Here is a 19,032-nt window from a genome sequence, read left to right as displayed (position 1 = left end):
CGATAGCACCTGGTTGACGCAGGACGCCATCGCGGGGCAAGCCCGCTCCCACGAGATTACTGGTAGATATCGAAGGCGAAGTATTTGCTCGCGATCTTCTGGTACGTGCCATTGGCCACGATCGCCGCCAGGGCCTCGTTCAGCCGCACGCGCAGGGCATCGTCATCCTTGCGCACGGCAATCGCCGCGTCGGCCTTGGTGCCGTCGACGTCGCCGAGGATCTTGCAGCAGTCCTTGCCATTCTTGTTCAGCCATTCGTGCAACGGGAACTTGTCGGCGATCACCCCGTCCAGGCGACCGGCGGCGAGGTCGGCATTGGCCTCGTCCAGGGTCGGGTACAGCTTCACGTCCGCGCCGGCCTTGCCGTACACGTCCTCGGCGTAGATCGCCTGGGTCGAGGCGGACTGGGCACCGACGGTGTAGCCCTTGAAGTCGGTCTGCGCGTCGCTGATCTTGCTGTCCTTGGCGACCGCCACGGTCAGCGGGGTGCGGTAGTAGCGGTCGGTGAAGGCGATCTTGCGGCGGCGCTCCTCGGTGTCGATCATCGAGGCCACCACGGCGTCGTACTTGCGCGCCATCAGCGCCGGGATGATGCCTTCCCAGTCCTGGGCCACCAGGGTGCACTCGACTTTCATCTGCTCGCACAAGGCATGGGTGATGTCGATGTCGAAGCCGTGCAATTTGTTGTCGGCATCGACGTAGTTGAACGGCGGGTAAGCGCCTTCAGTGGCAAAACGCAGGGTCTCGGCACTGGCGCCGGCCGCCAGCAGCAGGGCGCACGCACCCACCACAGCCATGGTTCCTTTCATCTCGCACCTCGGTAGTTGCACTCTTGCTATTGTTGTTTGCCCGCCGGCCACGAGGTGTAGCCGACGAACTCGTTATGTAGAGCGGCAGTTGCTTCCAAGCGTCTTTCAACATCCGGTCCGAGCTTCTTGCAGACCTCGTTGACCATCAGGTGCACCCACGACAGCATGGTCGCGGTGGATTCCCAGAACAGGTTGAATTCGGTGGGGATGCGGAACACCTCGTCGGCGTTGGCATCGGCCCAGTCACAGAAGGTGTCGGTGACCAGGGTCACCGGGATGCCCAGCGCGCGGGCCTTGTGGCACAGCTGCAGGGCGTGGCGGGAATAGCGGCGCGCCTCGAATACCACCAGTGCACAGTCCTGCGGGCGCCCCAGCAGCACCTCGGCGAAATGTCCGGCGCTGCCGTCGACCAGTTGCACGCCGTCGCGCAGGTATTGCAGCAGGTGGCTCATGCACATGGCCACGCCGCGTTCGGTCTGAAAGCCTGCGACGAACACCCGCGGTTTTTCCGCCAGGCGCCGGGCGACCTGCTGCCAGGCTTCGCCGCGGCTGTATTCGTGCACGCGCACCAGCGCGGCTATTTCCAGCTCCAGGCTGCCCGAGCGCTGGTCGTCCTCGGGTTGCTGGCGGAACTCCTGCAGGCGGTCGCCCACCAGCCAGGGGCCGTCGCCGAGGTCGTTCTGCAGGTCCTGCTTGAGCGCCTTGAGGTGCGCGTAGCCCAGCGAGCGGCAGAAGCGGCCGACGCTCGACTCGCTCACACCCAGCTTGGTGGCGATGCTGGCCGAGGTCTGGAACGGCAGTTCGTGGAGGTTGGCGAGCATGTAGCTGGCGATCTGGCGGCCCGAGGCGGCAGCGGTGTGCAGGCTGCTTTCCAGGCGTTGCTTGATCGATTGGCTCATGGTCGGTTCCGGTTGATTTCTGGCGTGGAGGCCAAAATGGCTGTTTTCTGTCATCAAGTCAATATTTGACAGATAGCTGTCATTGGCGGGAAAGTCTGTGCAGTTGCGCTGTAGCGAATCCAATTCCAAGAAAGGAGCTCCAGATGTCTTCACCTTCCACCGGCCCTGTCGTGCGCGTGCCTTTTACCGAGCTGCAGGCGTTGCTGCAGTCGATTTTCGAGCGTCATGGCTGCAGCGCGGCGGTGGCCGCCGTGCTCGCCCACAATTGCGCCAGTGCCCAGCGCGACGGTGCCCACAGCCATGGGGTGTTCCGTATTCCCGGTTATGTCTCGACCCTGGCCAGCGGCTGGGTTGATGGCCGCGCCGAGCCGTTGGTGACCGACCTGGCATCCGGCTATGTACGGGTCGATGCCAAGGGTGGTTTCGCCCAGCCGGCGCTGGCGGCGGCCCGGCCGCTGCTGGTGGAGAAGGCCCGGGCGGCCGGCATCGCGGTGCTGGCGATCCACAACTCGCACCATTTCGCCGCGCTGTGGCCGGATGTCGAGCCGTTCGCCGACGAAGGCCTGGTGGCCTTGAGCGTGGTCAACAGCATGACCTGCGTGGTGCCACACGGTGCGCGCAAGCCGCTGTTCGGCACCAACCCCATTGCTTTTGCCGCGCCTTGCGCCGGGCATGATCCGATCGTCTTCGACATGGCCACCAGCGCCATGGCCCATGGCGATGTGCAGATCGCCGCGCGGGCGGGCGAGCAGTTGCCGCCGGGCATGGGCGTGGATGCCGATGGCCAGCCGACCAGCGACCCCAAGGCGATTCTCGAGGGCGGCGCCTTGCTGCCGTTCGGCGGGCACAAGGGCTCGGCGCTGTCGATGATGGTCGAGCTGCTGGCGGCGGCGCTGACGGGAGGCAATTTCTCCTGGGAGTTCGACTGGTCCGGGCATCCGGGAGCCAAGACCCCCTGGACCGGGCAGTTGATCATCGTGATCGACCCGAGCAAGGCCGAGGGCGAGCGCTTTGCGCTGCGCAGCCGTGAACTGGTGGAACAGATGCAGGCAGTCGGGTTGACGCGGATGCCGGGCGAGCGGCGTTATCGCGAGCGTGAAGTGGCCGGGCGGGAAGGGGTGGCGTTGAGTGAGCGGGAGTGGGGGGAGTTGCAGGGGTTGGCGGGCTGAACTGGCCCCATCTGGATCGGGATGGGGTGCAGGTCCTCAATCCCGATCACGATCAAAAAAGTGCGAGCGATCAAACAGCAGGGTCGTGCCGAGCACGACGAAGAATAGTGCCCATTGCCCACCATCGAGCTTCATGAACTCGCGTTGTCCCAGCTGTGAACAGGTGCTGATGCCCGCCACCATGAAGACGATGTACAGGATTCTGCGAAGCAGTACTGACCTGCAAAGCCAGTCGAACAGAAGGATTGCGACCGGCAGATAGATCAGCAGGTAAAGCATGTTCATGAATGCCTCCTCTATCGGTTTCGCTCATACCAACTCGAGCGTTCGAACAGCAGAGGAAATCCGGCGAGTGAAAAGAACAGGCCCCATGCCCCTCCATCCCAGTAAAGAACCTCCTGGGCACCGAGTTGTGTGCAAGCGGTGATGCCTGTGATCTGGAAAACCAGGTAGAGCCACCTGCGCACCAGAATCGGCTTGCAGATCCAGTCGAGGAACCAGCCTGTCAGTGCAGTACATACAGCCAGGTAGATGTAAGGCATCGTATGGTCCTTGTCTTTGGACGCGCCCTTCAAGGCCTTTGGCGAGAAGGCAATTGATCGCGTGATGGCGGCCAAGGGTTTGGCGATGGTCTTGCACCGCTCTCGAGACCGAGCGCCGCCCGCGCGGCGCATCGCGGCACAAGGCCGCTCCTACATTTGTTGCAACGTGCCGAACCTGTCAGGCAATGGTTGCCCGCCTTGGCGCATATCTTGAGACAGGTGGAGTGGCAGCAGTGCCCACGCTGAAAGCGCGTCGAGCCAACAAGGCGGCCCAGGCAATTGCACAGGATTGACTGGCCCGAAACAGATGTAGGAGCGGCCTTGTGCCGCGATGCGCCGCGCGGGCGGCGCTCGGTCTAAAGAGCGCTACAACTCTCCAGTCGTACTCAGAAAATCAATAGCGACAATGGCAGGCCGCCACAGAGGGTGCCTATTCATCCGTTTCCGTAATTGATGTGGGAAATGTCTTTGCGTCGTAACGCTCCCTCGTGCACCCCTGCATCGACTCCTTGCACATCGGTGATGTTCCTGACGCCCCACTGCGGGTATCCTCGCTGGAGACTTCCCTGAACTGTCCTGATTTCCAAGGAGCTGCACGCTGTGTTCAAACATGTCGATGCCTATGCCGGCGACCCGATCCTCTCGCTGATGGAAACCTTCAAGGCCGACCCGCGCGCCGACAAGGTCAACCTGAGTATCGGCCTGTACTACGACGAAGCCGGCGTGGTGCCGCAGCTGGCGGCGGTGGGCGAGGTGGAGAAGCGCCTGGCCGGCCAGCCCCACGAAGCCTCGCTGTACCTGCCAATGGAAGGCCTGGCCGCCTACCGCCAGGCGATCCAGGCGCTGCTGTTCGGCGCAGATCACCCGGCTGTGGCCGATGGCCGCGTGGCCACCGTGCAGACCGTCGGCGGTTCCGGCGCGCTGAAAGTCGGCGCCGACTTCCTCAAGCGCTACTTCCCGGGCTCCGAGGTATGGGTGAGCAACCCGACCTGGGACAACCACCGGGCGATCTTCGAAGGCGCGGGCTTCAAGGTGCACAGCTACCCGTACTTCGACACCGCCAGCCGTGGCGTCGATTTCGCCGGCATGCTCGCCACCCTGCAGACCCTGCCGGCCAACAGCATCGTCCTGCTGCACCCGTGCTGCCACAACCCCACCGGCGTCGACCTGAACCAGCAGCAGTGGCAGCAGGTGGTCGAGGTGGTCAAGGCGCGCCAGCTGATTCCGTTCCTCGACATCGCCTACCAGGGCTTCGGTGAAGGCCTGGTGGAAGACGCCTACGCCATCCGCGAGATGGCCCGTGCCGGCGTGCCGTGCCTGGTCAGCAACTCGTTCTCGAAGATCTTCTCGCTGTACGGCGAGCGGGTAGGGGGCCTGTCGGTGGTCTGCGACGATGCCGCCACCGCCTCCAGCGTGCTTGGCCAGCTCAAGGCCACCGTGCGCCGCAACTATTCCAGCCCGCCCGCGTTCGGCGCCCAGCTGGTGGCCGGCGTGCTCGGCGATGCCGCGCTCAATGCCCAGTGGGCGGCGGAAGTGGAGGTGATGCGCAAGCGTATCCTCGACATGCGCCAGGGCCTGGTCGACCTCCTCGGCGAGCTGCTGCCGGGCCAGGACTTCCAGTTCTTCCTGCGCCAGCGCGGCATGTTCAGCTACACCGGTTTCAGCGTGGAGCAGGTGCGTCGCCTGCGTGACGAGTTCGGCGTGTACCTGATCGACAGCGGCCGGGTGTGCATGTCCGGGCTGCGTCCGGCCAACCTGCGCCAGGTGGCCGAGGCGTTTGCCGCCGTTCAGCGGTAACCTGCCAGGGGCCGCTCTGCGGCCCTTTCGCGGCACAAGGCCGCTCCTACAGGGAGGTTGCGTTTCTCTGTAGGAGCGGCCTTGTGCCGCGAAAGGGCTGCGAAGCAGCCCCTCCAGCACAACCTGCTTGTAAAGACAAGTGCAACCGTCCCTCGGACGGGGCTTCCCCAAGTGCAACCTTTGCATGCACAATCGCGCCCCTCTTCCCCGGTTGAGTTGGGCGAATCGTCTATTTCGCCATTCTCAGCCTGTTGCAGTCTTGCGAGTGGAGCGTCACCCGGAATGAATGAGCAGGCCCCAAGCGTTGAACAACGCTTTGTAGAATCGACCCCCGCCACCCTCGGCAGCTGGTCGCGTCAAGACACCACTTGGATGCTGGGCCTGTTCGGCACGGCCATCGGCGCCGGAACCCTGTTCCTGCCCATCAATGCCGGCCTTGGCGGTTTCTGGCCGCTGCTGGTCCTGGCCTTGCTGGCCTTCCCCATGACCTACTTCGCCCACCGCGGGCTGACCCGCTTCGTGCTCTCCGGCAGCAAGGGTGGCGACATCACCGAAGTGGTCGAGGAGCATTTCGGCATCACCGCCGGCGCGCTGATCACCGTCCTGTACTTCTTCGCCATCTTCCCGATCCTGCTGATCTACAGCGTGGCGCTGACCAACACCGTCAGCAGCTTCATGGAGCACCAGCTGCACATCGCGCCGCCACCGCGGGCGATCCTGTCGTTCGTGCTGATTCTCGGCTTGCTGGCCATCGTCCGTTGCGGCGAGCAGGCCACGGTCAAGGTCATGAGCCTGCTGGTCTACCCGTTCATCGTCGCCCTGGCGCTGCTGGCCCTGTACCTGGTGCCGCACTGGACCGGCGGCATCCTCGACACCGCCACCCAGGTGCCGTCGGGCTCGGCCTTCCTGCACACCGTGTGGCTGGCGATTCCGGTGATGGTGTTCTCGTTCAACCATTCGCCGATCATCTCGGCCTTCGCCGTCGACCAGAAACGCCGCTACGGCGAGCACGCCGATGAGCGCAGCGGCCAGATCCTGCGTCGTGCGCACCTGCTGATGGTGCTGATGGTGCTGTTCTTCGTGTTCAGCTGCGTGCTGACCCTGAGCAGCGCCCAGCTGGCCGAGGCCAAGGCGCAGAACCTGTCGATCCTGTCGTACCTGGCCAACCACTTCGAGCAGCCGGCCATCGCCTTCGCAGCGCCCCTGATCGCCTTCATCGCCATTGCCAAGTCGTTCCTGGGCCACTACATCGGTGCCAGCGAGGGCCTCAAGGGCATGATCGTCAAGTCCGGCATGCGCCCGGGCGCCAAGGCCCTGGACCGCATCGTCGCCGCGCTGATGCTGGTGGTGTGCTGGATCGTCGCCACCCTCAACCCGAGCATCCTCGGCATGATTGAATCCCTCGGCGGCCCGATCATCGCCGTGCTGCTGTTCCTGATGCCGATGTACGCCATCCGTCGCGTGCCATCGATGCGCAAGTACAGCGGCGCGCTGTCCAACCTGTTCGTGGTGGTCGTCGGCCTGGTGGCCCTGACCTCGGTGGTGTACGGCCTGCTGGCCTGAGTCCCGTCACGTAGGAAAAGCGCCCGGGTCGACGCCAGTCACCCGGGCGTTTGTCTACAGGAATTGCCCGAACGTAGGACAATTTCATCTTTGCCCATAGGCACTTGCGTTCCTTCATGGTTAACTCTGAGTCCTTTTCCAACCCCGCATAAGGATTTCCGCCATGGCTCAAGTGACTCTCAAAGGCAACCCGGTTCAGGTCAGCGGTGAACTGCCGAAGCAAGGCGCCGCGGCACCTGCCTTCTCCCTGGTCGCTGGCGACCTGTCGAACAAGTCGCTGGCCGACTTCGCCGGCAAGCGCAAGGTGCTGAACATCTTCCCGAGCGTCGACACCCCGACCTGCGCTACCTCGGTGCGCAAGTTCAACGCCCAGGCTAATGACGTGACCAACACCGTGGTGCTGTGCATCTCCGCCGACCTGCCGTTCGCCCAGGCGCGCTTCTGCGGCGCCGAAGGTCTGGAGAACGTGAAGAACCTGTCGACCCTGCGTGGCCGCGAGTTCCTGGAAAACTACGGTGTGGCCATCGCCGACGGCCCGCTGGCCGGCCTGGCCGCCCGCGCCGTGGTGGTGCTGGACGAAAACGACAAGGTGCTGCACGCCGAGCTGGTGGGCGAAATCGCCGACGAGCCGAACTACGAGGCGGCACTGGCTGTCCTGAAGTAAGTGACGCTGGGGCCGCCCTGCGGCCCTTTCGCGGCACAAGGCCGCTCCTACAGAAAACGCTGAATCCTGTAGGAGCGGCCTTGTGCCGCGAAAGGGGCGAACCCCCCCCAGGGGTTACACCCTGTAACGGCCTGGACCCTGTTCCAGGCCGTTTTCATTTAAAGTTCACCCCTTTGCCAACGTCAGCCGAAGGTAAAGCACTGGTAAAGCCCCTTTGCTAAAGCGATGCCAGTGCTTATCGTTCACGCTCTCCACGCCGTCTTTCTCTGAACAAGGTTCGTTCGACCCATGCAAGCCTCCAATTCCCGTTCCCCTCGTCGCTGGCTGTTCGGCCTGCTGATCCTGCTGCTGGTGGCCCTGCTGGCCTGGTGGCTGTGGCCCGCGGCGACCGTCCACAAGGAGGACGCCGGGCACCGACCGGGCAAGGGCGGGCGACCGGGCTTCGGTGCCTCCACCGAGGCGGTGCCGGTACGGGTCGAACCCGTGCGTGTCGGGGACTTCCCGCTGTACTACAAGGCCCTCGGCACCGTCACCGCCACCAACACGGTCAACGTGCGCAGCCGGGTCGCCGGCGAGCTGGTCAAGGTCCACTTCAAGGAAGGCCAGCAGGTCAAGGCAGGCGACCTGCTCGCCGAGATCGACCCACGTTCCTATCGCATCGCCCTGCAGCAGGCCGAAGGCACCCTGGCGCAGAACCAGGCGCAGCTGAAGAACGCCCAGGTCGACCTGGCCCGCTATAAAGGCCTGTACGCCGAGGACAGCATCGCCAAGCAGACCCTGGACACCGCCGAAGCCCAGGTTGGTCAGTTCCAGGGACTGGTCAAGACCAACCAGGCCCAGGTCAACGACGCTCGCCTGAACCTCGAGTTCACCCAGATCCGCGCACCGATCAACGGCCGCGTGGGCCTGCGCCAGCTGGACTTGGGCAACCTGGTGGCGGCCAACGACACCACGGCGCTGGTGGTCATCACCCAGACCCAGCCGATCAGCGTCGCCTTCACCCTGCCGGAAACCCAGCTCGACACCGTCCTGGCCCGCTACCGCAGCGGCGCCAGCCTGCCGGTCGAGGCCTGGGACCGGGGCGATCAGAAGCTGCAGTCCACCGGCGTGCTGGGCAGCCTCGACAACCAGATCGACGTCGCCACCGGCACCCTGAAGTTCAAGGGCACCTTCCAGAACACCGACCATGCGCTGTTCCCCAACCAGTTCGTCAACGTGCGCCTGCTGGCCGACACCCTCAAGCAGGTGGTGCTGGCTCCGGCCGCGGCGATCCAGTTCGGCAACGACGGCACCTTCGCCTACGTGGTCAACGCCGAGAACACCATCAATGTGCGCAAGCTCAAGGTCGGTGCCAGCGATGGCGAGAACACGGTGATCGTCGAGGGCCTGGCCGCCGGCGAGCGCCTGGTGCTGGAAGGCACCGACCGCCTGCGCGAAGGCACCAAGGTCGATGTGGTCGAGGATAGCTCGCAAGTGCCGACCACCCCTGGCCAGCACCTGCAGGGGCAGGGCGCCAAGGGCTCGGCCCAGGCCGCTGAACCAGGCACCAAGGCGGGCGCATGAACCTTTCGCGCCTGTTCATCCTGCGGCCGGTCGCCACCACGCTGAGCATGCTGGCCATCGTCCTGGCCGGCCTGATCGCCTACAGGCTGCTGCCGGTGGCGGCCTTGCCCCAGGTCGACTACCCGACCATCCGCGTCATGACCCTGTACCCCGGCGCCAGCCCGCAGGTGATGACCAGTGCCGTCACCGCGCCGCTGGAACGCCAGTTCGGGCAGATGCCGGGCCTGGAGCAGATGGCCTCGACCAGCTCCGGCGGCGCCTCGGTACTGACCCTGCGCTTCAACCTCGACATGAACATGGATGTCGCCGAGCAGCAGGTGCAGGCCGCGATCAACGCCGCCAGCAACCTGCTGCCCAGCGACCTGCCGGCGCCGCCGGTGTACAACAAGGTCAACCCGGCCGACACCCCGGTGCTGACCCTGGCCATTTCCTCGAAGACCATGCCGCTGCCCAAGCTCAACGACCTGGTCGACACCCGCGTGGCGCAGAAGATCGCCCAGATCAGCGGCGTCGGCATGGTCAGCATCGCCGGCGGCCAGCGCCAGGCCGTGCGGATCAAGGTCAACGTCGACGCCCTGGCCGCCAACGGCCTGAACCTGGACGACGTGCGTACCTTGATCGGCGCCTCCAACGTCAACCAGCCCAAGGGCAACTTCGACGGCCCGACCCGGGTGTCGATGCTCGATGCCAACGACCAGCTGCGCTCGCCCGAGGAATACGCCAACCTCATCCTCAAGTACAGCAATGGCGCGCCGCTGCGCCTGAAGGACGTCGCCGAGATCGTCGACGGCGCCGAGAACGAGCGCCTGGCCGCCTGGGCCAACCAGAACGAGGCGGTGCTGCTGAACATCCAGCGCCAGCCCGGCGCCAACGTCATCGAGGTGGTCGACCGGATCAAGGAACTGCTGCCGTCGATCACCGACAACCTGCCGGCGGGCCTGGATGTCAGCGTGCTTACCGACCGCACCCAGACCATCCGCGCCGCCGTGCGCGATGTGCAGCACGAGTTGCTGTTCGCCATCGCCCTGGTGGTGATGGTCACCTTCGTCTTCCTGCGCCGCTTCAGCGCCACCATCATCCCCTCCATCGCCGTGCCGCTGTCACTGATCGGCACCTTCGGGGTGATGTACCTGGCGGGTTTTTCGGTCAACAACCTCACCTTGATGGCCCTGACCATCGCCACCGGTTTCGTGGTGGACGATGCCATCGTCATGCTGGAGAACATCTCCCGGCACATCGAGGAGGGCGAAACACCCATGCAGGCCGCGCTCAAGGGCGCCAAGCAGATTGGTTTCACCCTGATCTCGCTGACTTTCTCGCTGATCGCCGTGCTGATTCCGCTGCTGTTCATGGCCGATGTGGTCGGGCGGCTGTTCCGCGAGTTCGCCATCACCCTGGCGGTGGCCATCCTGATTTCCCTGGTGGTGTCGCTGACCTTGACGCCGATGATGTGCGCGCGCCTGCTCAAGCGCGAACCCAAGGAAGAGGAACAAGGCCGCTTCTACCGCGCCAGCGGTGCCTGGATCGACTGGCTGATCAAGCACTACGGCACCACCCTGACCTGGGTGCTCGAGCGCCAGCCGCTAACCCTGCTGGTGGCCGTGGCCACCCTGGCACTGACCGTGGTGCTGTACCTGATGGTGCCCAAGGGCTTCTTCCCGGCCCAGGACACCGGGGTCATCCAGGGCATCTCCGAGGCGCCGCAATCGACCTCGTTCGCCGCCATGAGCGAGCGCCAGCAATCGCTGGCCAAGGTGATCCTGCAGGACCCGGCGGTACAGAGCCTGTCCTCGTATATAGGCGTGGACGGCGACAACGCCACCCTCAACAGCGGCCGCCTGCTGATCAACCTCAAGCCTCACGGCGAGCGCGACGTCACCGCCGCCGAGGTGATCAACCGCCTGCAGCCGCAGCTCGACAGGCTGGTCGGCATCCGCCTGTTCATGCAGCCGGTGCAGGACCTGAGCATCGAGGACCGGGTCAGCCGCACCCAGTACCAGTTCAGCCTGAGCTCGCCGGATGCCGACATGCTCGCCGAGTGGAGCGGCAAGCTGGTGCAGGCGCTCAAGGACCGTCCCGAACTGCAGGACGTGGCCAGCGACTTGCAGGATCAGGGCCTGCAGGTATTCCTGGTGATCGACCGCGATATGGCCAGTCGCCTGGGGATCACCGTGGCGCAGATCACCAACGCGCTGTATGACGCCTTCGGCCAGCGGCAGATCTCGACCATCTACACCCAGGCCAGCCAGTACCGCGTGGTGCTGCAGTCGCAGACCGCGGCCAGCCTCGGCCCGCAGGCCCTGGAGTCGATCCACGTCAAGGCCACCGACGGCGGCCAGGTGCGGCTGTCGGCCCTGGCGCGCATCGAGCAACGCCAGGCCCAGCTGGCGATCTCGCACATCGGCCAGTTCCCGGCGGTGATGATGTCGTTCAACCTGGCTCATGGCGCGTCCCTGGGCGAGGCGGTCAAGGTGATCGAGCAGGTGCAGCAGGACATCGGCATGCCGATCGGTGTACAGACCCGCTTCCAGGGCGCCGCCGAGGCGTTCCAGGCCTCGCTGTCGAGCACCTTGCTGCTGATCCTGGCCGCGGTGGTGACCATGTACATCGTGCTGGGCGTGCTCTACGAGAGCTACATCCACCCGGTGACCATCCTCTCCACATTGCCGTCTGCGGCGGTGGGGGCCTTGCTGGCGTTGCTGCTGAGCGGCAACGACCTGGGCATGATCGCCATCATCGGCATCATCCTGCTGATCGGCATCGTCAAGAAGAACGCGATCATGATGATCGACTTCGCCCTGGAGGCCGAGCGCCACCAGGGCATGAGCCCACGTGACGCGATCTACCAGGCGGCGCTGCTGCGCTTCCGGCCGATCCTGATGACCACCCTGGCCGCGCTGTTCGGCGCCATGCCGCTGATGCTCGCCACCGGCTCCGGCGCCGAGCTGCGCCAGCCGCTGGGCCTGGTGATGGTCGGCGGCTTGTTGGTCAGCCAGGTGCTGACGCTGTTCACCACGCCGGTCATCTACCTGTACTTCGACCGCCTGGCGCGCCGCTGGCGCCCGGCTGACGATGCGCGGCAGGCCGAAGCATGAACCTGTCCGGACCCTTTATCCGCCGGCCGGTAGCCACCATGCTGCTGAGCCTGGCGATCATGCTGCTGGGCGGGGTGAGCTTCGGCCTGCTGCCGGTGTCGCCGCTGCCGCAGATGGACTTCCCGGTGATCGTGGTGCAGGCCAGCCTGCCCGGCGCCAGCCCGGAGGTCATGGCCTCCACCGTGGCCACGCCGCTGGAGCGCAAGCTCGGTGCCATCGCCGGCGTCACCACCCTGACCAGCAGTTCCAACCAGGGCTCGACCCGGGTGATCATCGGCTTCGAGCTGGGCCGCGATATCGACGGTGCGGCGCGCGAGGTGCAGGCGGCGATCAACGCTACCCGCAACCTGCTGCCCAGCGGCATGCGCAGCATGCCCACCTACAAGAAGATCAACCCGTCCCAGGCGCCGATCATGGTGCTGTCGCTGACCTCGGACGTGCTGTCCAAGGGCAAGCTCTACGACCTGGCCGACACCATCCTGTCCCAGAGCCTGGCGCAGGTCAGCGGGGTAGGGGAGGTGCAGATCGGCGGCAGCTCGCTGCCGGCGGTGCGCATCGAGCTGGAACCGCAGTTGCTCAACCAGTACGGCCTGTCCCTGGACGACGTGCGCAATGCGGTGGCCAACGCCAACCAGCGCCGGCCCATGGGCTTCGTCGAAGACCATGAGCGCAACTGGCAGGTGCGCGCCAACGACCAGTTGGAGACCGCCGAGGACTACAAGCCGCTGGTGATCCGCCAGCAGAACGGCGCGATCCTGCGCCTGTCCGACGTGGCCAAGGTCAGCGATGGCGTGGAGAACCGCTACAACAGCGGTTTCTTCAACGACGAGAGCGCGGTGCTGCTGGTGGTCAACCGCCAGACCAACGCCAACATCATCCAGACCGTCGAGCAGATCAAGGCCGAGCTGCCGGCCTTGCAGTCGCTGCTGCCGGCCAGCGTCAAGCTCAACGTGGCCATGGACCGCTCGCCGGTGATCAAGGCCACCCTGAAGGAGGCCGAGCACACCCTGCTGATCGCCGTGGTGCTGGTGATCCTGGTGGTCTATCTGTTTCTCGGCAACCTGCGCGCCTCGCTGATCCCGAGCCTGGCGGTGCCGGTGTCGCTGGTGGGCACCTTCGCGGTCATGTACCTGTGCGGGTTCTCGCTGAACAACCTGTCGCTGATGGCGCTGATTCTCGCCACCGGCCTGGTGGTGGACGACGCCATCGTGGTGCTGGAGAACATCTCGCGGCATATCGAGAACGGCGAAAACCCCATGCGCGCCGCCTACAAGGGCGCGCAGGAGGTGGGCTTCACCCTGCTGTCGATGAACGTCTCGCTGGTGGCGGTGTTCGTCTCGATCCTGTTCATGGGCGGTATCGTGCGCGGGCTGTTCAAGGAGTTCTCGATCACCCTGGCCGCGGCGATCATCGTCTCGCTGGTGGTGTCGCTGACGCTGACGCCGATGCTCTGCTCGCGCTGGCTCAAGGTCCACGGCCCGCAGCAGCAGACCCGCCTGCAACGCTGGAGCGACCGCATCCACCAGCGCATGGTCGCCGGCTACGACAAGAGCCTGGGCTGGGCGCTGCGCCACAAGCGCCTGACCCTGTTCAGCCTGCTGGCCACCATCGGGCTGAACATCGCCCTGTACGTGGTGGTGCCCAAGACCCTGATGCCGCAGCAGGACACCGGCCAGCTGCAAGGTTTCATCCGTGGCGACGACGGCCTGTCGTTCACCGTGATGCAGCCGAAGATGGAAATCTACCGCCGCGCCCTGCTCAAGGACCCGGCGGTGGAAAGCGTCGCTGGTTTCATCGGCGGCAACAGCGGCACCAACAACGCCTTCGTGCTGGTGCGCCTCAAACCGATCGCCGAGCGCAAGGAGAACGCGCAGAAGGTGATCGACCGCCTGCGCAAGGACCTGCCGAAGATCCCCGGCGGGCGTCTGTACCTGATGGCCGACCAGGACCTGCAACTGGGCGGTGGCGGTCGCGACCAGAGCACCTCACAGTACCTTTACACCCTGCAGAGCGGCGACCTGGCAGCCCTGCGCGAGTGGTTCCCGAAGGTGGCCGCCGAGCTGCGCAAGCTGCCCGAGCTGACCGCCATCGACGCCCGCGACGGCGCCGGCACCCAGCAGGTGACCCTGGTGGTCGACCGTGACCAGGCCAAGCGCCTGGGCATCGACATGGACATGGTCACCGCGGTGCTGAACAACGCCTACAGCCAGCGGCAGATCTCGACCATCTACGACAGCCTCAACCAGTACCAGGTGGTGCTGGAGATCAACCCGAAATACGCCTGGGACCCGAGCACCCTGGAGCAGGTGCAGGTGATCACTGCCGACGGCGCCCGGGTGCCGCTGTCCACCTTCGCCCGCTACGAGAACAGCCTGGCCAACGACCGCGTCAGCCACGAAGGGCAGTTCGCCTCCGAGGACATCTCGTTCGACGTCGCCGAAGGCTACAGCCCCGACCAGGCCATGGCCGCGCTGGAACGCGCGGTGGCCAAGCTCGGCCTGCCCGAGTCGGTGATCGCCAAGCTCGGCGGCGACGCCGACGCCTTCACCAAGACCACCGAAGGCCAGCCGCTGATGATCCTCGGCGCCCTGGTGCTGGTGTACCTGGTGCTGGGCATCCTCTACGAGAGCTACATCCACCCGCTGACGATCCTCTCCACGCTGCCCTCGGCCGGTGTCGGCGCCTTGCTGGCGCTGTACCTGACTGGTGGCGAGTTCAGCCTGATCTCGTTGCTCGGGCTGTTCCTGCTGATCGGCGTGGTGAAGAAGAACGCCATCTTGATGATCGACCTGGCGCTGCAGTTGGAGCGCCACGACGGCCTGTCGCCGGAGGAGTCGATCCGCCGCGCCTGCCTGCTGCGCCTGCGGCCGATCCTGATGACCACCCTGGCGGCGATCCTCGGCGCGCTGCCGTTGCTGCTCAGCCGCGCCGAGGGCGCCGAGATGCGCCAGCCGCTGGGCCTGACCATCATCGGCGGCCTGGTGTTCAGCCAGATTCTCACCCTCTACACCACGCCCGTGGTCTACCTGTACCTCGATCGCCTGCGCCACCGGTTCAACCGCTGGCGCGGCGTGCGCACCGACGCTGCCCTGGATACCCCGCTATGAACTTTGCCCACACCCGAATCCATCGTGCCCTCAAGCTGCTGACCCACGGGCGCGGTTCGCGCCTGGTCAGCGCCGGGTTGTGCGTGGCCATGCTCAGCGCCTGTACCCTGAGCCCGGACTACCAGCGCCCGGAAATCAGCACCCCGGTGCAGTTCAAGCAGGCCGAAGGCTGGACCCAGGCCAACCCGTCCGACGCCATCGCCCGCGGGGCGTGGTGGGAGATCTATGGCGACAAGCAGCTTGACGCCCTGGTGGAGGAGCTCAACCGCAGCAACCAGACGGTGGCGCAGTACGAGGCGCAGTACCGCCAGGCCCAGGCGCTGGTGCGCAGCAGCCGTGCCTCGCTGTTCCCTTCGCTGAACCTGACCACCAGCAAGAACCGTTCAGCCCAGGGCACCGGCAGTTCCAGCTCCAGCCTGTCGAACAACAGCAGTGGCATCCGCGACACCTACAACGCGCAGCTCGGGGTGAGCTGGGAGATCGACCTGTGGGGCAAGTTGCGTGAAACCATGAACGCCAACGAATCCAGCGCCGAGGCCAGCCTGGCCGACATGGCGGCCATTCGCCTGAGCCAGCAATCGGAACTGGTGCAGAACTACCTGCAATTGCGGGTGATCGACGCGCAGAAGCGCCTGCTTGAAGCCACGGTCGCAACTTATGAGCGGTCGTTGAAGATGAACGAGAACCAGTACCGCGCCGGGGTTGCCGGGCCGGATGCCGTGGCCCAGGCGCGTACCCAGCTCAAGAGCACCCAGGCCGACCTGATCGACCTGGCCTGGCAGCGGGCGCAGTACGAGAACGCCATCGCCGTGTTGATGGGCAAGGCGCCGGCTGATTTTGCCCTGGCGGCGAGCAATGATATTCCGGCGTTGCCGCAGGTGCCGCTGTCGCTGCCGTCGCAGTTGCTCGAGCGGCGTCCCGACATCGCCTCGGCCGAGCGCAAGGTGATGGCGGCCAACTCGAACATCGGCGTGTCGCGGGCGGCGTATTTCCCGGATCTGTCGCTGAGCATGAACGGGGGGTACTCCAGCAGCAGCTTCAACAACTGGATCGAGTTGCCCAACCGTTACTGGTCGGTCGGGCCGCAACTGGCGTTGACGCTGTTTGATGCCGGCAAGCGCAGTGCCGAGGTCGACCGGACGGTGGCGGTGTACGACCAGACCGTGGCGCAGTATCGGCAGACGGTGCTCGACGGGTTCAAGGAGGTCGAGAACTACCTGGTGCAGCTCAAGGTGTACGGGGACGAGGCGGTGGTGCGGCAGGAAGCGCTGGACGCGGCGCGGGAGTCGTTGCGGTTGACCGAGAACCAGTACAAGGCGGGGTTGATCGGGTATCTGGATGTGGTCAATGTGCAGACGACGGCGCTCAGCAACGAGCGGAGTGTGTTGACGTTGTTGCAGGGGCGGTTGGTGGCGAGTGTGCAGTTGATCGCGGCGCTTGGGGGAGGGTGGGATGTTGGGCGGGATTTGGTAGTGGAGTAGAGTTGGGTTTTTTTGGTTTTTTTTGGTTTTTTGATTGTTTTGTAAGTTGTAGGCGCATTCATTTGTGATGTCGACGCTTATTCACCTTTCCGCCCTTACGGCGGGTTACTTTGGTCTTGGCCAAAGTAACCAAAGCCGTTGCGCTCCATTCATCCGGCCCTCCGCTTCGCTCCGGGTTCCCTCACTCCGGCCTTGCTCCCGGGAGGACCGCGCTGCAGGGCCCATCCTGGGCCCCAGCGCTTGACGGGCATCCATGCCCGTCACCTCCCTCCGCAAGGCCTGCGTTCGGCCTCCTGAAGTCGCGAAGTTACGGGCGGCGCCTGAACTGGCGCAGCTGTCGCTAGTGGGAGCCTAATTAATCTCTCGATCACATCGCGGGGCAAGCCCGCTCCTACACGATAGTCGCCGTTATATATAACCCTGTAGGAGCGGGCTTGCCCCGCGAAAGGGTCGGAACAGCCAATACATAACTAACTGTAAAACAACTAACTTCGCATTTCTTACTCTTGCTCTTGCTCTTGCTTCTAAGCGCGCGGTAGTTCAGGCGCCGCCAATTGCGACTTCAGGAGGCCGAGCGGAGTTCTTGCGGAGGGAGGTGACGGCCATGGATGGCCGTCAAGCGCTGCGCCCCAGGATGGGGCGTTCAGCGCGGTCCTCCCGGGAGCAAGAACGGAGCGAGGGGACCCCGGAGCGAAGCGCAGGGGCCGGATGAACGGAGCGGAACGGTTTTGCCTACTTTTCCCTAGAGAAAAGTAGGTCGCCGTAAAGGCGAAAAGGTGACTAAATGTCGACATCACCTACGAATGCGTATAAAAAAACCAAAACAATCACCAGAGAACCAGAGAACCAGAGAACCAGAGAACCAGAGAACCAGAGAACCAGAACCCTACCCCAAAGCCCTCTCCACAGCCCCCACCACCAAACTCTCCATCAACCCAACCCCCTCCGCCTCACCCAGCCCCTTCCCCCGCAACATCCCAGGCAACTGGTTCAACAGCGTCGCCAGCACATGCCCGGTAGCCGCGAGGACCTCGGCCCCCAGCCGCGCCTGCGGCGCAATCAACCGCAAAAGCCCGGTTTCATAGCGCTCCCGCAAGCCCGCCAGCCGCGCCTGCTGCTCCCCGGTCAGGCAGCAGACATCCCGCTCGGCCAGACGAAACTGCAAAGGCCGCTCCGCATGCAACTGCCAGTGCGCGGCAATCAGGCAAGCCAGCACTGGCCGGCCCTGGGCCCGCGCCCGACGGCCCAGGTCCAGGGTGGCCTGCAACTCCTCGTACAACTCCTCGATCAAGTCATACAACAGGTCCTGCTTGCTGGGGAAATGGTGGTACAGCGAGCCCGCGGTCAAGCCCACGTGCGCCGCCAGCTCACGCATGCTGACCTGGCCGAAGCCTTTTTCGGCGAACAGGGCCATGGCCCGGTCACGCCGCTCCTCGAAGTTGGCGCAGCGCAGCGCCGCGTTGACCGGGGGCATCACGCGGCTCCTCTAGTAGGTGAAGAAGCCGCGGCCGCTCTTGCGCCCGAGGTAACCGGCGGCAACCATCTCCTTGAGCAGTGGGGCGGGGCGGTACTTGCTGTCGTTGAAGCCTTCGTGGAAGGCCTCCATGATCGCCAGCAAGGTGTCCAGGCCCACCAGGTCGGCCAGGGCCAGCGGGCCGATCGGCTGGTTGCAGCCCAGGCGCATGCCGGTGTCGATGTCCTCGGCGCTGGCCAGGCCTTCCTGGAGCACGAAGATCGCCTCGTTGATCATCGGCACCAGGATCCGGTTGACCACGAAGCCCGGGCGGTTGCCGGCAGTGATCGGGGTCTTGCCGAGCTTCTCGGTGACCAGCAGCGCCTGGGCGTAGGTCGCATCGCTGGTCTGCAGGCCCCGGATGATCTCGACCAGCGCCATCATCGGCACCGGGTTGAAGAAGTGCACGCCGATGAAACGCTGCGGCTGCTCGATGCTGGCCGCCAGTTGGGTGACCGACAGCGACGAGGTGTTGGTGGCGATCAGGCACTCGGCACCGACATTGGCGGCCACCTGCTGCAGGATGCGCTGCTTGAGGGCGAGGTTCTCGGTGGCCGCCTCGATCACCAGCTGCGCGTCCGCCAACTGGGCGTAGTCGGTGCTGGTGCGGATGCGCGCCTTGGCTGCGCTGGCCTTGTCGGCGTCGATGGTGCCCTTGCCGACCTGGCGCTCCAGGTTCTTGCCCAGGGTCGCCACGCCGCGCTCCAGCGCGGCGTCGGAGACGTCCACCAGCAGGACCTGGTAGCCGGCCAGCGCGCACACCTGGGCGATGCCGTTGCCCATGGTGCCGGCGCCGATCACGGCGATGCGTTCGATGTTCATGTTGCTGA

14 protein-coding genes are annotated in these 19,032 nt (G+C 65.1%); 8 read left to right on the top strand and 6 right to left on the bottom strand.

Annotated features, from left to right (window positions below):
* Positions 1-56 precede the first annotated feature (56 nt).
* Complete coding sequence (locus tag LU671_RS07725; RefSeq protein ID WP_232855317.1) at positions 57-809, bottom strand: transporter substrate-binding domain-containing protein; 753 nt, start codon at positions 807-809, stop codon at positions 57-59.
* Between the two features lie 26 nt (positions 810-835).
* Positions 836-1,708, bottom strand: coding sequence for a MurR/RpiR family transcriptional regulator (locus LU671_RS07720; RefSeq protein WP_232855315.1), 873 nt, complete (start codon positions 1,706-1,708; stop codon positions 836-838).
* A gap of 143 nt (positions 1,709-1,851) precedes the next feature.
* Between LU671_RS07720 and LU671_RS07715 the strand changes: the two genes are divergently transcribed.
* On the top strand, positions 1,852-2,877 hold the full coding sequence (locus tag LU671_RS07715; protein ID WP_232855313.1) for an Ldh family oxidoreductase: 1,026 nt from the start codon (positions 1,852-1,854) through the stop codon (positions 2,875-2,877).
* 36 nt (positions 2,878-2,913) lie between these two features.
* Here the strand turns inward: LU671_RS07715 and LU671_RS07710 are convergent, their stop codons facing one another.
* Both LU671_RS07710 and LU671_RS07705 read right to left on the bottom strand, forming a co-directional pair.
* Entirely contained in the window at positions 2,914-3,162 is a 249-nt protein-coding gene (locus LU671_RS07710) for a hypothetical protein (RefSeq protein WP_232855311.1), read from the bottom strand.
* Positions 3,163-3,173: 11 nt separating this feature from the next.
* Positions 3,174-3,419 (bottom strand): hypothetical protein, encoded by a 246-nt coding sequence (locus tag LU671_RS07705; RefSeq protein ID WP_050705939.1) that lies wholly within the window; start codon positions 3,417-3,419, stop codon positions 3,174-3,176.
* A 600-nt stretch (positions 3,420-4,019) separates the two neighbouring features.
* Between LU671_RS07705 and LU671_RS07700 the strand changes: the two genes are divergently transcribed.
* The 7 genes from LU671_RS07700 to LU671_RS07670 all read left to right on the top strand — a co-directional run bounded on the left by LU671_RS07700 (position 4,020) and on the right by LU671_RS07670 (position 16,689).
* Positions 4,020-5,216: an amino acid aminotransferase gene (locus LU671_RS07700; RefSeq protein WP_203646918.1), complete on the top strand. Its 1,197-nt coding sequence runs from the start codon at positions 4,020-4,022 to the stop codon at positions 5,214-5,216.
* A gap of 282 nt (positions 5,217-5,498) precedes the next feature.
* Positions 5,499-6,779 carry a serine/threonine transporter gene (locus LU671_RS07695; protein WP_050705937.1) on the top strand — a complete coding sequence of 427 codons (1,281 nt, stop codon included), beginning with the start codon at positions 5,499-5,501 and terminating at the stop codon, positions 6,777-6,779.
* Between the two features lie 163 nt (positions 6,780-6,942).
* Positions 6,943-7,443: a thiol peroxidase gene (gene tpx / locus LU671_RS07690; RefSeq protein WP_232855309.1), complete on the top strand. Its 501-nt coding sequence runs from the start codon at positions 6,943-6,945 to the stop codon at positions 7,441-7,443.
* A 288-nt stretch (positions 7,444-7,731) separates the two neighbouring features.
* A complete protein-coding gene (locus LU671_RS07685) occupies positions 7,732-9,006 on the top strand; it encodes an MdtA/MuxA family multidrug efflux RND transporter periplasmic adaptor subunit (RefSeq protein WP_232855307.1) in 1,275 nt (424 codons plus the stop codon).
* A complete protein-coding gene (locus tag LU671_RS07680) occupies positions 9,003-12,101 on the top strand; it encodes an MdtB/MuxB family multidrug efflux RND transporter permease subunit (protein WP_203646914.1) in 3,099 nt (1,032 codons plus the stop codon). Before LU671_RS07685 ends, LU671_RS07680 begins: the two co-directional genes overlap by 4 nt.
* On the top strand, positions 12,098-15,208 hold the full coding sequence (locus tag LU671_RS07675; RefSeq protein ID WP_186714632.1) for a multidrug efflux RND transporter permease subunit: 3,111 nt from the start codon (positions 12,098-12,100) through the stop codon (positions 15,206-15,208). The genes LU671_RS07680 and LU671_RS07675 overlap by 4 nt, the downstream gene beginning before the upstream one ends.
* On the top strand, positions 15,205-16,689 hold the full coding sequence (locus LU671_RS07670; protein WP_232855306.1) for an efflux transporter outer membrane subunit: 1,485 nt from the start codon (positions 15,205-15,207) through the stop codon (positions 16,687-16,689). Before LU671_RS07675 ends, LU671_RS07670 begins: the two co-directional genes overlap by 4 nt.
* Positions 16,690-17,575: 886 nt before the next feature.
* Here the strand turns inward: LU671_RS07670 and LU671_RS07665 are convergent.
* Complete coding sequence (locus LU671_RS07665; protein WP_232855304.1) at positions 17,576-18,163, bottom strand: TetR/AcrR family transcriptional regulator; 588 nt, start codon at positions 18,161-18,163, stop codon at positions 17,576-17,578.
* A 12-nt stretch (positions 18,164-18,175) separates the two neighbouring features.
* Positions 18,176-19,024: a 3-hydroxybutyryl-CoA dehydrogenase gene (locus tag LU671_RS07660; protein WP_232855293.1), complete on the bottom strand. Its 849-nt coding sequence runs from the start codon at positions 19,022-19,024 to the stop codon at positions 18,176-18,178.
* Positions 19,025-19,032: the final 8 nt, after the last annotated feature.

Source organism: Pseudomonas sp. NMI760_13 (assembly GCF_021283245.1).
GTDB lineage: Bacteria > Pseudomonadota > Gammaproteobacteria > Pseudomonadales > Pseudomonadaceae > Aquipseudomonas > Aquipseudomonas peradeniyensis.
Note: the sequence above shows the minus strand (reverse complement) of the source record. Positions and strands in the feature narration are given on the sequence as shown.